The organism is Microlunatus soli, from assembly GCF_900105385.1.
Classification (GTDB): domain Bacteria; phylum Actinomycetota; class Actinomycetes; order Propionibacteriales; family Propionibacteriaceae; genus Microlunatus; species Microlunatus soli.
Window position 1 is genome coordinate 1,875,700 of sequence record NZ_LT629772.1, and the last position, 13,582, is coordinate 1,889,281.

Sequence of the window (13,582 nt, forward strand, 5' to 3'; positions counted from 1 at the left end):
TCGGGCCGAGTTCGAGATGACCGAGTTGAGTCATCGGCCGCTGACCGACGATGCGGTGCTGTCCGGCACCGGGCCGTTGTGGCTGACTGTGCTGTCCGGCGGCGTCACGCTCGAGACCGCGGCCGGCGTCATCGAGGTGGAGCCCGGCGATGCTGCCTGGTTGGACGCCCGGACCGCCTATCGCGTGACGGTGATCCGGCCGACCGATCTGGCCACCGGCGATCTTCGGGCGACCGGACTGACCCGGCGGCTGCCGAGCCCGATGCTGGTCCGCGGCTTTACTGCCCGGCATGCCGGCGTCGCAAGTCTGATCAAGACCTGCCCGTTGGACGGCAGTTGCCAGGTCTCGGTCCTCGCCGACGGCTACGGAAACCTGCTCGGCGCGGCGATGGTCGATTCCTGGCTGCAGGACGAGGGTCTCGGCGCCGAAGGACCGGAACAGGATGATCTGGCCGTCACCCAGGTGATCGCTGCCGTCCGGGCCGAGCCGGCGAATCCGTGGACCGCCGCTTCGATGGCCGGATTGGTACACCTGTCGCGTTCGACCCTGGGCGAACGGTTCCGCAAGGCCGTCGGCCGGAGCCCGATCCAGCTGGTCCGCGAGGTCAGGATGGGTGAGGCCCGTCGACTGCTCCTCGACCCGTCCCATCCGGTCGAGTACGTCGCCTCGGCGGTCGGTTACGGCTCGCTCGCCGCCTTCAGCCGCGCGTTCGCCGGCCAGCATGGCGTCTCTCCCCAGGCCTGGCGGGCTCAGGAAGCTCAGGCTCGGGCCCGCGGCGACCGCAACGCGGCGAACCCGACGGCACTGGCGAACGCGACGACCGCACCGACCGACAGCGCCGTCGTCACCCCGTGATCGTCGACGAGGACACCGCCGAGCGCCGATCCGGCGGTGATCGCCAGCTGGAAGGCCGTGACCTGTAGCCCGAGCGCGGACTCGGCGCGTTCGGGCTCGACGCGGGTGACCCAGAGTTGGGTGGCGACCGGGACCATGTTGAAGCCGACGCCCCACAGCACGACACCGATCACCAACTGCAGCAGCCCGTTGGCGCTCGCCGCGGTCGCCAGGCCGGCGGCCAACAGCGTCGGCGCGGCGACGACGGCGATGGTCAGCCGGGTGGCGAGCGCTCCGGCGACGAGATTGCCGACCAGACCGCCGAGACCCCAGACCAACAACAGCCAGGCAGCGCTCGACGGCGACACGTTCATGATCACCAGCCGGATGTACGGGTAAGCGGCGAAGTTGCCCATCGCGACCGCGGCGATGCAGAGCAATCCGATGATCAACCGAGGGTTGCCGATCGCTCGGCGCATCATCGCCCAGCCGGCCGACGGATGTGCCGGGACCGCGGGCAGCGCGATGATCACCGCCACCGCCGCGATCGCGGTCAGCAGCGTCGCGATGCCGAAGACGGTGCGCCAGCCGAGCGCGTCGGAGCCGATCGAGGCCAGTGGCACGCCGATGATCGTCGCCAGACTGACTCCCAACGACAGACTGGTCGACACCAGCCGATCGCGTCCGGGCAGGGCATGGGTGCCGGCACCGAAGGCGAAGGTCCAGAAGCCGGCGATCGCGATCCCCAGAATCAGCCGCCCGATCACCATCACCCAGAACGCCGGGGCCAGGGCAACCGTCAGGTCGGCGAGAGTTGCCGCGATCAACAGACCGATCAGCACGCGACGGCGATCCATCCGCGGCAGCAGCGCGGCGATCGTCGGCGCGGTGATCGCTCCGGCGACGGCGGTCGCGGACACGGCCAGGCCGGCGGTCCCCTCCGACACTCCCAGGTCGGCGGCCATCTCCGGCAGCACGCCGGCGGGGAGGAACTCGCCCGCGACCAGCATGGTGATGCCGAAGTCGAGGGCCAGCAGCGGTGTCAGGCGGCGGCTCGGTGCGGGCCCGGTATCCCGATCGGTACGCGATGGTTCGGAGGTCATGCTCACCAGGCGAGTCTTCCGCGGACGGCGCTCCTTGGTTTGATCGGACGGCCGGACGTGTTGATCATCCGACCGATATCTGGGGCCGGCGGGCCATCGCCGACGTCAGGCCACGGTGTTGCGTCGCTCCGGCGGAACCTGGAACTGCAGCGGCTCGCCGCGGACGATCCGGGCCACCTCGTCGATGGCACCGTTGGCCATCCGGCGGATCTCGGCGCCCTTGGAACCGGCCAGATGCGGCGTCAGGACGACATTGGGCAGATCCCACAGCGGCGAGTCCGCCGGCGGCGGTTCGGGGTCGGTGACATCCAGCACCGCTCGGAAGCGTCCGGTCCGCAACTCGGTGATCAACGCGTCGTGGTCGATGATCTTGCCGCGGGCGGTGTTGATCAAGGTCGCACCGTCGCGCAGTTGCTGCAGCAGTTCGGTGCCGATCATGCCGATCGTCTCCGGCAGCAGTGGCGCGTGCAGGCTGACGATGTCGGAAGTCGAGATCAACTCGTCGAGTTCGATCTTGGTGGCGCCGAGTGCGGCGATCTCCGCGGCGTCGCAGAACGGGTCGGCGATCACCACCTCGAGATCGAAGGGCCGCAGCAGCTCCGCGACCCGGCGTCCGATCCGGGACGCACTGATCAGACCGACGCGTTTGCGGTAGTTGCCGGCGTCCGGCTCGTACCACTCCTCCGCGGGCCGGTCCCGCAGCCGGCGGAACTCCTCGGTGACCGGCAGCACCCGCTTGTTCTCCAGCAAGATCATCGCCAGTGTGTATTCGGCGACCGGAAGCCCGTTCAGGTCGGCCATCGAGGAGACGCTGATGCCGGCGTCCCACACCTCGTCGGCAACCAGGAACCGTACGGTGCCGGCGGCGTGCACGATCGCCCGCAGCTTCGGCGCCGCGGACAGGGCCGTCGCATCGATCCTCGGGGCACCCCAGGACGTGATCAGCACCTCGACCTCGGCAAGAACGGCAGCCGCCGACGCACTGTGATACTCGGTGAGCACCCGGTCGCCGGGGTCGGCGATCTCTCGCAGCCGATCCCACTCAGCTTCGGTGAACTGCCGGGCCGCCAACTCCTCGGGCATGGCCAGCGCGACCCGGACATCGGACGGTTGGACTTGCTGCGACACCGCATCTCCCTGCTTGTGATCACCTAGTTCTGCGTCGTAGGACATTAGCCCATCGCGGAAATCTGCCCCGTTTCGTTCTCGCCGAAGGGCAGCCTTTCTTGCCGACGATCTCGCGTCCTGGTACCCGACGACAGGGCGTGTCCTGCAACCTCGCGGCGTGGCGAGCGGTGTCCGGGTGCGTGCGCTGACGGCGGCGGAGGAGGGAGTAAGGGTGGGGCTCCTTTCGACGGACGACAACGTCGTCAGCGTGCGTACCGGACACCGCGCAATAGCCGAGAGGTTGCAGAACACGCCCTAGCATGGTGCGGGCGGAACCCACGCCGCACCCAGGGCGCGTTGTCGCCGAACGATCGCCAACAGCCGGGATTCGGAGGTCTGATGAACAGCCTGCCCGTCGGCGTCCCGGGACGCCTGGTCGAGGTCGGCAGTCGCGCCGTACGGATCATCGAGTCCGGCGGTGGATCCGGGCCCTTGATCGTCTTCGATGCAGGGGCCGGGGCCAGCGCCGACAGTTGGTGGGCAGTGCTGCGTACGCTGCCACCCGAGGTGCGCTGGCTCGCCTACGACCGTCCCGGACTCACCTTCACCAGCAGCGATCCGGCCGCCGACGACCGACGGCCGTCCACCATCGCCCGCGACCTCGCCGCGCTGCTCGACGCGCTCGGCGAGACCGGCAAGGTCATCCTCGTCGGACACTCCCGCGGCGGGCTGCACGTCCGCGTGTTCGCCGCCCTGTATCCCGAACGGGTTGCCGGCCTGGTGCTCGTCGACCCGAGTCACGAGCGGATGCTCGACACCTCCGCCGACAATCCGGATCGGGCGGTCTCCCGGACCCAGCAACTGCCAATGGCGATCGCCTCCGGTGTCCTGCTGGTGGCCGAGAAGGCACCGTGGACCGGGCTGCGGTCGGTCTGGCTGAAGCAACTGTTGACACCGAAGATCGTCGGCGCCCTGGGCATGACGGCCGGCCACGAGTCGGCGATGCGGCAGGCCTACCGGTCCGACGCGGCCACTCGCGCGACCAGGCTCGAGCTGACCCGGCTGGGACCGACCCTGGCCGAGACCGCTCGGTTGGCCTCCGATCCGACCGTTCCGATCACGGTGCTGTCGGGCTCGCCGCAGGCGCAGGAAGGGATGAGCCGACGGGTCCGCGATCTGATCAATCGACTGCACGCAGAGCTGTGGCGGGCTCCCGGGACGCATCAGATCCTCGAGCGCACCGGCCACATGATTCCGATGGACCGGCCCGACGCGGTGGTCGACGCAACGATGGCGATGCGGCGGATCGTCAGCACCGGTTGACGGTCGCACCCCGGCATTCTCGATGATCTTGTCGGCTCACACCCCGCTCAGCAACCGCAACGCGTTGCCCGCCAGCTGGTCGTTGATCAGGTCGACGGTCAGTCCGATGCGTTCCAGACGGGGGCGGATCCGGGTCCACAGATGCAGGTATCCCGGACCACCGAAGCGACGCAGCTGGGACTTCGTACACACGTCCTGGCTGTGCAACAGTCGCTGCCCCCAGCCGTCCTCGATCAGACCCAGCACGGCGGACAGCCGCTCGTCATCGGTCGGCATCGGGTCGCCACCGTAGCCGTCCTCATCACCCCAGATGTCGATCGCCACCAAGGCTCCGCGGTCCAGGACGGCACGGACGGCGGCCGGGTCGCGGACCGCCACGATGTCCTGGTGGCAGATCACCGTCCGGGTCAGGTCGCCACCGTGCTGCTCGATCACATCGAGCGCCCGCCGGCTGTCCGGTGCCCACGGGTCGACATGGACGTAGAGCGGTGCCTGCAACTCCGCCTGTGCCTGCGCAGCGCCGCGAAGGACTCTGCTCTCTCCTGCCGTCGTCGGTGCGCTGGTGCCGATCTCACCGATCACTGCTGCCGGGTACCGATCGTCGAAGGCGGCCACGATGTCCGCTGTCACGGCGTCCGGATCGACACGTCCGTCCCAGGACCGTTCGATGTACGGACCGCAACCGCGGACGATGTCGACCCCGGACCGACGGCTGATCTCGGCCAGCCGGGGCGGATCCGCACCGGCCGTGTCCGGTGTCACGTCGACCACCAGCATCCGGCCGGGCGGATCGTGATCACCGAGCTGGTGATCGGCCGGATCGATCGTCAGCTCCTCGATCGCGACCTCCGGGTCGGCGAGCACGACGTTGTCCGGGCTGGCGAACGGATGGGAGCGGACCAGATCGATGCTGTCCGGACCCACCGGAAGGTCGCGGAGCCTGCGATGGACGGGATGTTCGGTGTCCAGCCAACAACTGATGTCGATCAGCAGGTGCTCATGGGCCAGCACCAGGTCATATCCTCCTGCCGACAACGGCTCGCCCAGCACGGTCCGCATGGTCACCGGACTGCCTGGTGCCGCGACGACTGGCTGTTGATCATGATCAACCGGCCGCGCGGACATGGCCGAGTGACTCTTCGTGGATCTGTTCCAGCACCTCGCCGTACAGCTCTCGGAATCGAGCCTCGGCGATCATGGCGTGCTCCCGTGGTCGCGGCAGATCGACCGGAACGATCCGCTTGATCGTTCCCGGCCGGTTGCTCATGATCACCACCCGGTCGGAGATGAAGACGGCCTCCTCGACGTCGTGGGTGATGAACACCACGGTCAGCCGGTGCTTCTCCCAGATGTCGGTGAGCAACTCCTGCATCACCCGTCGGGTGAGCGCATCCAGCGCTCCGAACGGCTCGTCCATCAACAGCAGACTCGGCCGGTAGGACAGCGATCGCGCGATCGCGACCCGCTGCCGCATCCCGCCGGACAACTCGGCCGGATACTTTCCGGCGAAGTCCGCCAGCCCGACCAACTCGAGGTGCTCCCGGGCGACCTCGGCGCGCTGTCGAACCGACAACCCGGGCTCGTCGCGGAGGGCGAACTCGACGTTCTTCTGCGCCGTCAGCCACGGATACAAGGTGTAGGACTGCAGCACCACACCGCGGTCCCGGCCGGGCCCCGTCACCGGTTCCCCGTCCACCAACAACTCACCCGCCGTCGGCTGCTGCAGACCGGCGGCGATCGACAGCAGCGTGCTCTTCCCGCAGCCGGACGTCCCGACGATCGTGACGAACTCGTTCTCGGCGATGTCCAGATCGATGCCGTCCAGAGCCAGCACGTCACCCGAACGGGTCGGATAGCTCTTCACCAGCCCGCTGAACACGACCTTCGACGGCGCCGACCGGACGGGAGTCCGGGGCCGGTCTCCCTCGGGTGGACGGAACGACGGTTGATCACTCATGTGCGCACCTCCAGGTAGCGGAAGATCATCCTGCCGACGAAGCGCAGGGTCTGATCAGTGATCAGACCGAGCAGGCCGAGCACCAGGATGTAGCCGATGATCGTGTCGGTCTGGAAGTAGCGCTGCGCGGTGGTGATCCGGTAGCCGAGGCCCGTCGTCGCCGCGACCAGTTCGGCCACCACCAGCCAGGTCCACGCCCAGCCGAGGGTGATCCGCCCGGAGTCCCACAGACCGGGCGCGGCCGCCGGCACCACGACCCGGGAGATGATCTTGCGTTCGGGCAGTCCCAGGGTCCGGGCGATCGACACGAACTCGGTCGGCACCCGCTTGACGGTGTCGGCGAACAGCAACACCTGCTGGAAGAACGTCCCGAGGAAGATGATCAGGAACTTCTGGGTGTCGCTGGTGCCGACCCAGACGATGGACAGTGGCACGAACGCCACCACCGGCATGTAGCGGACGAAGTCCATCAGCGGCTCCAGCAGTCCGGCGGCCGCCGGATAGCTACCGACCGCCACACCGATCGGCAGCGCCAGCACGGTGGCGATCACGAAGCCGACCACGATCCGGTAGATCGACACTCCGGCGTCCAGCCACAGCTGCCCGTCGGCGGCGGCGGTCCCGAGCCGGGTGAGCACTGCACCGGGGCTCGGCAGGAACAACGGCTGGACGGCACCGAGCGCGGTCACCAGCCACCAGATGATCAACAACGCGGCGAAGGTGATCGCACCGAACAGCACATACTGCGAGGTCTTGATCGACCCACCGATCGCAAAGATCGACGACGTTCTGCGGCGCCGGCTCCGGTCGGAGCCGGCGGTCCGGGGACGAGCAGCTGCGCCGTCGGTCACTTGGTTGCTGCCTTCACGAAGCTGTCACTGAGAAACTGCTCGGCGGTGACCGGTTTGGTCAGGATGCCGGCGTCCTTGGCCGCGGTGGACACGTCGCCGACGGTCGTCTTGGCAAAGCTGCCCTGCATCAGCTCGGCGGACTCGGACAGGGTGTAGATCTTCACTCCGTCGAACGCCGACTTCAGGCTCTCCGGACTGGCTCCGACGTTCTTGGCGATGATCGCCTGACCCTCCTCGGGGTGCTCGGAGAGGTAACCCGATGCCTGGTCCCAGGTCTTGAGCATCGCCAGCACCTGCCCCGGCTTCTCCTTGATCACGTCGTTGCGGACGACCAACACGTCGGAGACCAGACCGGGATCCTCACCGGCGGTGAACAGCAGGTCGGCCTTGCCCTTGGCCTTGACGTCGCTCAGATACGGCTCGTAGGTGACACCGACGTCGACCTTGCCGGCCAGCAGCGCTGCGCCGACGTTGGCCGCCGGCATCGGCACCTTCTTGATGTCGGTCAGCGACATCCCGTTCTTCTTCAGCGCATAGCTGAGCAGGATCTCGCTGGTGGTCCCTTCCTCGTAGGCCACCTGCTGCCCCTTCAGCTGAGCGACCGAGGTGATGCGCTTGTTGGCCACGATCGCGTCGGCGGCCTCGCTCTGGTCCTCCAGCAGTACGGCGGTGATCGGGATCCCGGACTCGATCATCTTCATCGCCGTGTGGGTGGCGATGTTGGCGCTGTCGATCTTGCCGGAGGCGAGCGCGGCGTTGATCTGCGCGTCCTCGCTGAAGTTGGTGATCTTGGTGTCCAGGCCTTGGTCGGCGAACATCTTCTTGTCCTGCGCGATCCACCAGGCGCCGTAGCCGAGCCACGGCTCGATGCCCATGGTGAAGGTACCGGACTCTGGCTTGTCGGGGATGTCCTCGCCACTGACCTTCGCCGGTCCGCTCGCTGCGGAACTGCAGCCGGCCAGCAGTGCAGCCATCAGAAGGGCCACGGCCCCCAGCGTCGCACGCATCGTGCGCATCGTCGTCTCCTTCATTTCTGCGGTTCCTTCAGGTGTGCGGGGTGGGGGCGGGCACGGTCGGTTCGTGATCTTCCTGGACGATCGCGGATTCGGTGCTGTCGGCGTCCACGGACTGGACCGGGGCGAAGGTTGCAGACAGCTCTCGAGCAGCATGCCGCACCGCGTTGATCGTCGCCTGCTGGCCGACGTCGTCCTGGGCGACCCCGACATAGGAAACTCCGACCGCGGCGATCACCACGCCATCCGCCCCGAGCACGGGAGCGGCAACGCAGGTGATCCCGGGAGTGATCTGACCGTCGTCCACGGCATATCCGCGGTCCCGGACCTGATGGAGGTCTCGGACCAGTTCCTGGAAGCCGAACCGCTCCTCGGGCGCCCCGGCCGACTGCGGGCCGTGCACCGCCGCCAGTTCCTGCGCCGGAAGCTGGGCGAGAATCGCCTTTCCGACGGCGGTCCTGCTCGCCGGCAGTCGGGTGCCCACCTCGGTCACCAGCCGGATGCCGCCGGCAGCGGGCTCCCGTTTGGCCAGGTAGACGACCTCGTCACCGTCCAGCACGGCCAGGTGACTCGTGTGCCCGGTGGCGGTGGTCAGTCCTGCCAGCTGGGGCGCGCTGCGCTGCTGTAGTCCGCCACTGCGCTGGTAGGCCGCACCCAGCTCCAGAACGCCGATCCCCAGCGACCAGCTGCGTTCGTCGGCGTTGTACTCGACCAGCCGATGCTCACGCATCACGCCGAGCAGCTGATAGCTGCTGCTGCGAGGGATCCGGCAGGAATCAGCCAGCGCCTGCGCGGTCATCGGGCCTCGTGAGCGCGCCAGCGCCCGGAGCACCTCGAAGGCGCGCCCGGCCGACCTCGCTCGCTCGGTCCCCATCGCACGTCCTCATTTGCAGACACAGATATCAGATGGCAGACGAGTTTTCGCTGGTTCCGACCACACTGTCAACCCCTACGGCCATCCTGTTACAGGGTAGAAACCACCGAATCTCCTTCACCTGAAGGGATCTGCAGGACTCACGCAGCAAACCTTGACAGCGACGGACAGAGATCCCTAGCGTTTAAATGCGAATGCAGTTCATATATACGAACGGAGCATCCTCGGTCTCATGTCGGTCGCCAATCGGTCCGTGCTGCGAGCTCTGCGGATGCTCGATCTCCTCGCGGACAGCACCGACCCGGTACCGCTGGCCCGGTTGGCCGATGAGCTGGAGGTCCCCCGCTCCACTGCGCACAGCATCCTGACCGCACTGGTCGAGGCCCAGTACGCCGAGGCCGTGCCGGGCGGCCATCGGGTCGGGATCCGCGCCTTCGAGACCGGCTCCAGTTATGCGCGGCACCTCGATCTCGCGACGGCGGCCGAACCCGAGCTACGGCGGCTGACCGATCGACTCGGGGTGACCGCTCACTTCGCGGTCCTGGATGCCGATACCGTGGTCTACATCGCCAAGCACGACCCGCCTCGGACCGGCGTCCAGCTGGCCAGCTCGGTCGGTGCACGACTGTCGGCCCTGCGGACGGCCGTCGGCAAGGCGCAGCTGGCGAGCCTGCCGCCGTCGTCGATCGATCGGAGTCTGGCTCGCGACGACACGCAGCTGCGCGAGCTGGCACCCGAATTCGACGCGATCCGCGGCCGCGGCTTCGCGGTGGACGACGGACACACCGCGTCCGGCGTGCGCTGCGTTGCGGCACCGGTCTTCTCCCGGGACGGCTGTGTCGGCGCCATCGGCGTCAGCACCTGGCTGGAACCGGACAGCGATGTCGAGGCCCTCGGCCGGGCCGTGATGGATGCGGCCGCCGCGGCATCCGAACGGCTCGGTGGCCGGAGCAGAGGTCGATCATGAGCCCGAACACCGCCGCTCCGAGCAGCCACTCGGCGCTGGTGCTGGACCGGGACCTCCGGTTGCATGTCGACCAGGTCCCGGACCGGCCCCCGGGGAACGGAGAGGTGCTGGTCGAGGTCGCCTGGACGGGCATCTGCGGATCGGATCTGCATGTCGTGCAGACCGGCGACTGGGTCACCAGCTGGCCGGCGATCCTCGGTCACGAGGTCTGCGGACGAGTGCTGGATTGCCCGGACGCAGCGCTGCCGACCGGGCAGCCGGTCGTGCTGGACTCCCGGGTGCCGTGCGGCCGTTGCCGCGGCTGCGAGCGGGCTGCCAACCTCTGCTCCGAGCTGGCCTGGCTCGGCGAATGTCGACCGGGTGGCTATCAACAGCGGGTCGTGGTCCCGGTCTCCTCGGTGGTTGCGCTCCCTGCGGACCTACCGCTCGACGTCGCGGTGCTCGCCGAACCGCTCGCCGTCGCCCAACACGCGGTGCATCGCACCGTTCGCGCCGCCGCCAGTCTCCGCACCGGTTGGGGTCCTGAGCTTGTCGAAGGACCGGGAAATACGCCCTTCGACAGGCTCAGGGAGCACGGGACGACATCGCAGACGCCGCCCCGCTGCCTGATCCTGGGCGGCGGCCCGATCGGTCAACTGGTCGCCCTGCTGATGTCCGATGCGGGACACCCGATCCGGGTCGTCGAACCGGATCCCGGACGCCGTCGGCTGGCCGCGGCGCTGGGCGCGACGGTGTCGGAGAGCATCCCGGCCGGTGCTTCCTGGCCGGTCGTCATCGATGCGGCCGGCTATCCGCGGTCACTGCCGGACGCGCTCGCGGCAGTCGAGCGCGGCGGCATCGTCACCGTGGTCGCTCTGGCCCACCACCCGGTCGAGCTGACACCGGCGGACCTGGTCGAGCACGAGACGATCGTGATCGGATCGTCCGGCTTCGACGACGAACTGCCGATCGCGGTGACCACCCTGACCTCCGACCCGAGCCGGTTCCGACCGTTGATCACCGAGGCACTCGAGTTGCCCGAACTGCCCGACCGACTGCAGCGCTGGCGCCAGGAGCCACCGACCGGCAAGGTGGTGATCCGCCCATGACCGCCGCCGAGTCCGCGACGTCCGCCCGACCGTGGGCCGCTGCCGCCCGGCGGCTGGCCGACGTTCCGGGATATCAGCCAGGACGCGCTGCACCGTCGGAGATCGGCAAGCTGTCCTCCAACGAGGCACCGCTCGGGGCCTCGCCACGGGTCCGCAGCACGCTGCAAGAAGCTGCCCGTGGCGTGCACCGTTACCCCAACGAGGCCGACTTCTCCGAACGGCTCGCGGCCGAGGTCGGCGTCGATCCCGATCGGCTGCTGCTGACCAACGGCAGCGACGAACTGTGCTCGTTGCTCGGTGCGGCGTTCCTGGAACCGGGCGATCGCGTGATCAGCAGCGTGCCGGCGTACGGGATCGATCTGAAGGTGACCGCGCTGGCGGCAGCAACGCTGTTCGGCGTACCGCTGCAGTCCGGCGGTCATGATCTTGCGGCGCTGGCCACGGCGTCGGCCGGTGCACGCCTGCTCTGGTTGCCGAGCCCGCACAATCCGACCGGCGCAGCGATTCCCGTCGACGGGCTGCGCCAGCTGCTCGATGACGTCGACCCGGCCTGTTTCGTGATCCTCGACGAGGCCTACCGCGGCTACGTCGCACGGGACCGGCGGCCCGACATCGGCCTGCTGCTCGCCGAGCATCCGAACCTTGTCGTGCAACGGACCTTCTCCAAGGACCACGCGTTGGCCGGTCTTCGACTGGGCTATGGCATTGCTGCCGCGCCGATCATCGATCTGCTGCGCCGGGTCCGCGGTCCGTTCAGCGTCAACGGGCCGGCACTGGCCGCCGCGAACGCGGCGCTGGACGACCATGCGTGGCACGATTTCAGCACCGCGATGGTGATCACCGAACGGGAACGGTTGTCCGCCCTGCTGACCGAGCTCGAGATCGACTTCGTGCCCAGCCAGGCCAATTTCGTCACCGCCCGGATCCCGCATGCCACGATGGCCGAGCAGCTGTCCCGACACGGGCTGACGGTCCGCCCCGGCGAGACCCTCGGACTGCCCGGCTGGGTCCGGATCAGCATCGGAACACCGCAGGCGATGACCGAGCTCCGCAGACTGCTTCGCCACCTGTTCAGCACACCGACCGACCTCAGGAGTAGTTCATGATCAACACGACGCCAGCAGCAGGTCCGGCCCGGGTCGTCGGCTGGTGGCACGAGCTGGACCGTGCAGCCCGCCGGGACTTCGTCGGTCGGGGCCGCGACAAGATCTTCGACCCGGCATTGCAGGAGAGTATCGGCGGTCTGGTGCGCGACGTCCGGGATCGGGGGGACGCGGCCCTGGTGGATGCGCTGCAGCAGTTCGACGGTTGCGCGGTGACCGCCGATCAGCTGCGCGTCTCCGATGCCGAGTACGACGCCGCCCGGGCCGGGATCGACGACGGTCTGCTTGCCGCGATCCGGGACGGGATCGCGCACGTCCGATCGTTCAACGAGCAGGTCTGCCACCGCGCCGACTGGAGCTTCGAGAGCGAGCCGGGACTGCAGGTCGGCGAGAAGTATTCGCCGATCGCCAGCGTCGGCCTGTTCGTGCCCAGCGGCAAGGGCTCCTTCCCCTCGGTGCTGGTCCAGATCGGCACCCCGGCAGTGGTTGCCGGCGTCCCGGAGATCGCGGTCGTCGTGCCGCCGGTCCCGGGGTCGGAGGGCGAGGTCGACCCCGCGGTGCTGGTGGTCGCCGACGAACTCGGCCTGCGCGGCAAGGTCTACCGGGCCAACGGCCCGTCCGGGGTTGCCGCGCTGGCCTTCGGCACCGAGACGATCCCGAAGGTGCTCAAGGTGGTCGGCCCCGGCAGCCCGGCCGTGACCTGCGCCCAGATCGAGGTGCAGCGCTACGGGACGTTGTCCAACATGCTGCTCGGCCCGAGCGAGAGTCTGATCCTCGCCGACGACAGCGCCGACGTCACGATCCTGGCCGCCGATCTGCTGAACGAGGCCGAGCACGGACCCGACTCCTCCTCGATCCTGGTCACCGACTCCGAGCAGCTGACCGCCGAGGTGCAGGCAGAGATGGAACGCCAGCTCGCCGACCTGCCCGAGCAGCGGGCCGACTATGCCCGGCAGGCGTTGCAGAACGGCGGCATCGTGCTGGTCCGCAGTGTCGCCGAGGGCGTCGAGGTCGCCAACGCCTATGCGCCCGAGCACATGCAGGTGGTCGTCAGGGACGAGGACCGCGCGGTCGCCGGGCTGGTGAATCCGGCCGAGATCCTGCTCGGCCAGTGGACACCGATCTCGGCGGCGAATTTCGTCATCGGCTGCCCGGCGGCCCTGCCGACCAGCGGATTCGGGATGGTCAACAGCGGCATCACGGCCGAGACCTTCCGCAAGCGCACCGCGATCGCGAAGGCCGACGAACGATCACTGCGCCGGATGAGTGGCACCGTCCTCGCCTTTGCCGATCATGAGGGGTTCCCGGCGCACGGAGCAGCGGTCCGGCGGCGGCTCGGCCTCCCTGTCGCGACGGACTGA

General features: G+C 68.6%; 13 protein-coding genes. 6 read left to right on the top strand and 7 right to left on the bottom strand.

Annotated features, from left to right (window positions below; translation table 11 throughout):
• Positions 1 to 16 precede the first annotated feature (16 nt).
• Positions 17 to 856, top strand: coding sequence for a helix-turn-helix transcriptional regulator (locus BLU38_RS08735; protein ID WP_157683319.1), 840 nt, complete (start codon positions 17 to 19; stop codon positions 854 to 856).
• On the opposite strand, the gene BLU38_RS08740 is transcribed toward BLU38_RS08735, so the two are convergent.
• Together BLU38_RS08740 and BLU38_RS08745 are read right to left on the bottom strand one after the other, a co-directional pair.
• The gene (locus BLU38_RS08740; RefSeq protein ID WP_091523061.1) at positions 760 to 1,938 is read right to left on the bottom strand and encodes an MFS transporter; all 1,179 of its coding nucleotides are present in this window, start codon (positions 1,936 to 1,938) and stop codon (positions 760 to 762) included. The genes BLU38_RS08735 and BLU38_RS08740 overlap by 97 nt on opposite strands.
• A gap of 105 nt (positions 1,939 to 2,043) precedes the next feature.
• The gene (locus tag BLU38_RS08745) at positions 2,044 to 3,066 is read right to left on the bottom strand and encodes a hydroxyacid dehydrogenase (protein WP_197680050.1); all 1,023 of its coding nucleotides are present in this window, start codon (positions 3,064 to 3,066) and stop codon (positions 2,044 to 2,046) included.
• A 378-nt stretch (positions 3,067 to 3,444) separates the two neighbouring features.
• Between BLU38_RS08745 and BLU38_RS08750 the strand changes: the two genes are divergently transcribed.
• Positions 3,445 to 4,368, top strand: a complete 924-nt coding sequence (locus BLU38_RS08750; RefSeq protein WP_091523063.1) for an alpha/beta fold hydrolase — start codon at positions 3,445 to 3,447, stop codon at positions 4,366 to 4,368.
• Between the two features lie 36 nt (positions 4,369 to 4,404).
• On the opposite strand, the gene BLU38_RS08755 is transcribed toward BLU38_RS08750, so the two are convergent.
• Genes BLU38_RS08755 through BLU38_RS08775 form a run of 5 tightly spaced genes read right to left on the bottom strand, consistent with a single transcriptional unit; the run spans position 4,405 to position 9,063 of the window.
• Entirely contained in the window at positions 4,405 to 5,493 is a 1,089-nt protein-coding gene (locus BLU38_RS08755; RefSeq protein ID WP_091523067.1) for a phosphotriesterase family protein, read from the bottom strand.
• Positions 5,474 to 6,325: an ABC transporter ATP-binding protein gene (locus BLU38_RS08760; protein ID WP_091523071.1), complete on the bottom strand. Its 852-nt coding sequence runs from the start codon at positions 6,323 to 6,325 to the stop codon at positions 5,474 to 5,476. The genes BLU38_RS08755 and BLU38_RS08760 overlap by 20 nt, the downstream gene beginning before the upstream one ends.
• Positions 6,322 to 7,176 (bottom strand): ABC transporter permease, encoded by an 855-nt coding sequence (locus BLU38_RS08765; protein ID WP_091523074.1) that lies wholly within the window; start codon positions 7,174 to 7,176, stop codon positions 6,322 to 6,324. Before BLU38_RS08765 ends, BLU38_RS08760 begins: the two co-directional genes overlap by 4 nt.
• Positions 7,173 to 8,192 (bottom strand): ABC transporter substrate-binding protein, encoded by a 1,020-nt coding sequence (locus tag BLU38_RS08770; protein ID WP_091532162.1) that lies wholly within the window; start codon positions 8,190 to 8,192, stop codon positions 7,173 to 7,175. The genes BLU38_RS08765 and BLU38_RS08770 overlap by 4 nt, the downstream gene beginning before the upstream one ends.
• 28 nt (positions 8,193 to 8,220) lie before the next feature.
• A complete protein-coding gene (locus BLU38_RS08775; protein WP_091523077.1) occupies positions 8,221 to 9,063 on the bottom strand; it encodes an IclR family transcriptional regulator in 843 nt (280 codons plus the stop codon).
• A 232-nt stretch (positions 9,064 to 9,295) separates the two neighbouring features.
• Here BLU38_RS08775 and BLU38_RS08780 point away from each other — a divergent pair, with 232 nt between their 5' ends.
• From BLU38_RS08780 to hisD, 4 genes are read left to right on the top strand one after another with little or no spacing between them, the layout of a single operon-like run.
• On the top strand, positions 9,296 to 10,030 hold the full coding sequence (locus BLU38_RS08780) for an IclR family transcriptional regulator (RefSeq protein ID WP_091523081.1): 735 nt from the start codon (positions 9,296 to 9,298) through the stop codon (positions 10,028 to 10,030).
• On the top strand, positions 10,027 to 11,118 hold the full coding sequence (locus BLU38_RS08785; RefSeq protein ID WP_091523084.1) for a zinc-dependent alcohol dehydrogenase: 1,092 nt from the start codon (positions 10,027 to 10,029) through the stop codon (positions 11,116 to 11,118). The genes BLU38_RS08780 and BLU38_RS08785 overlap by 4 nt, the downstream gene beginning before the upstream one ends.
• Positions 11,115 to 12,224, top strand: coding sequence for a pyridoxal phosphate-dependent aminotransferase (locus BLU38_RS08790; RefSeq protein ID WP_091523088.1), 1,110 nt, complete (start codon positions 11,115 to 11,117; stop codon positions 12,222 to 12,224). Before BLU38_RS08785 ends, BLU38_RS08790 begins: the two co-directional genes overlap by 4 nt.
• Positions 12,221 to 13,582 (top strand): histidinol dehydrogenase, encoded by a 1,362-nt coding sequence (gene hisD, locus BLU38_RS08795; RefSeq protein ID WP_091523092.1) that lies wholly within the window; start codon positions 12,221 to 12,223, stop codon positions 13,580 to 13,582. The genes BLU38_RS08790 and hisD overlap by 4 nt, the downstream gene beginning before the upstream one ends.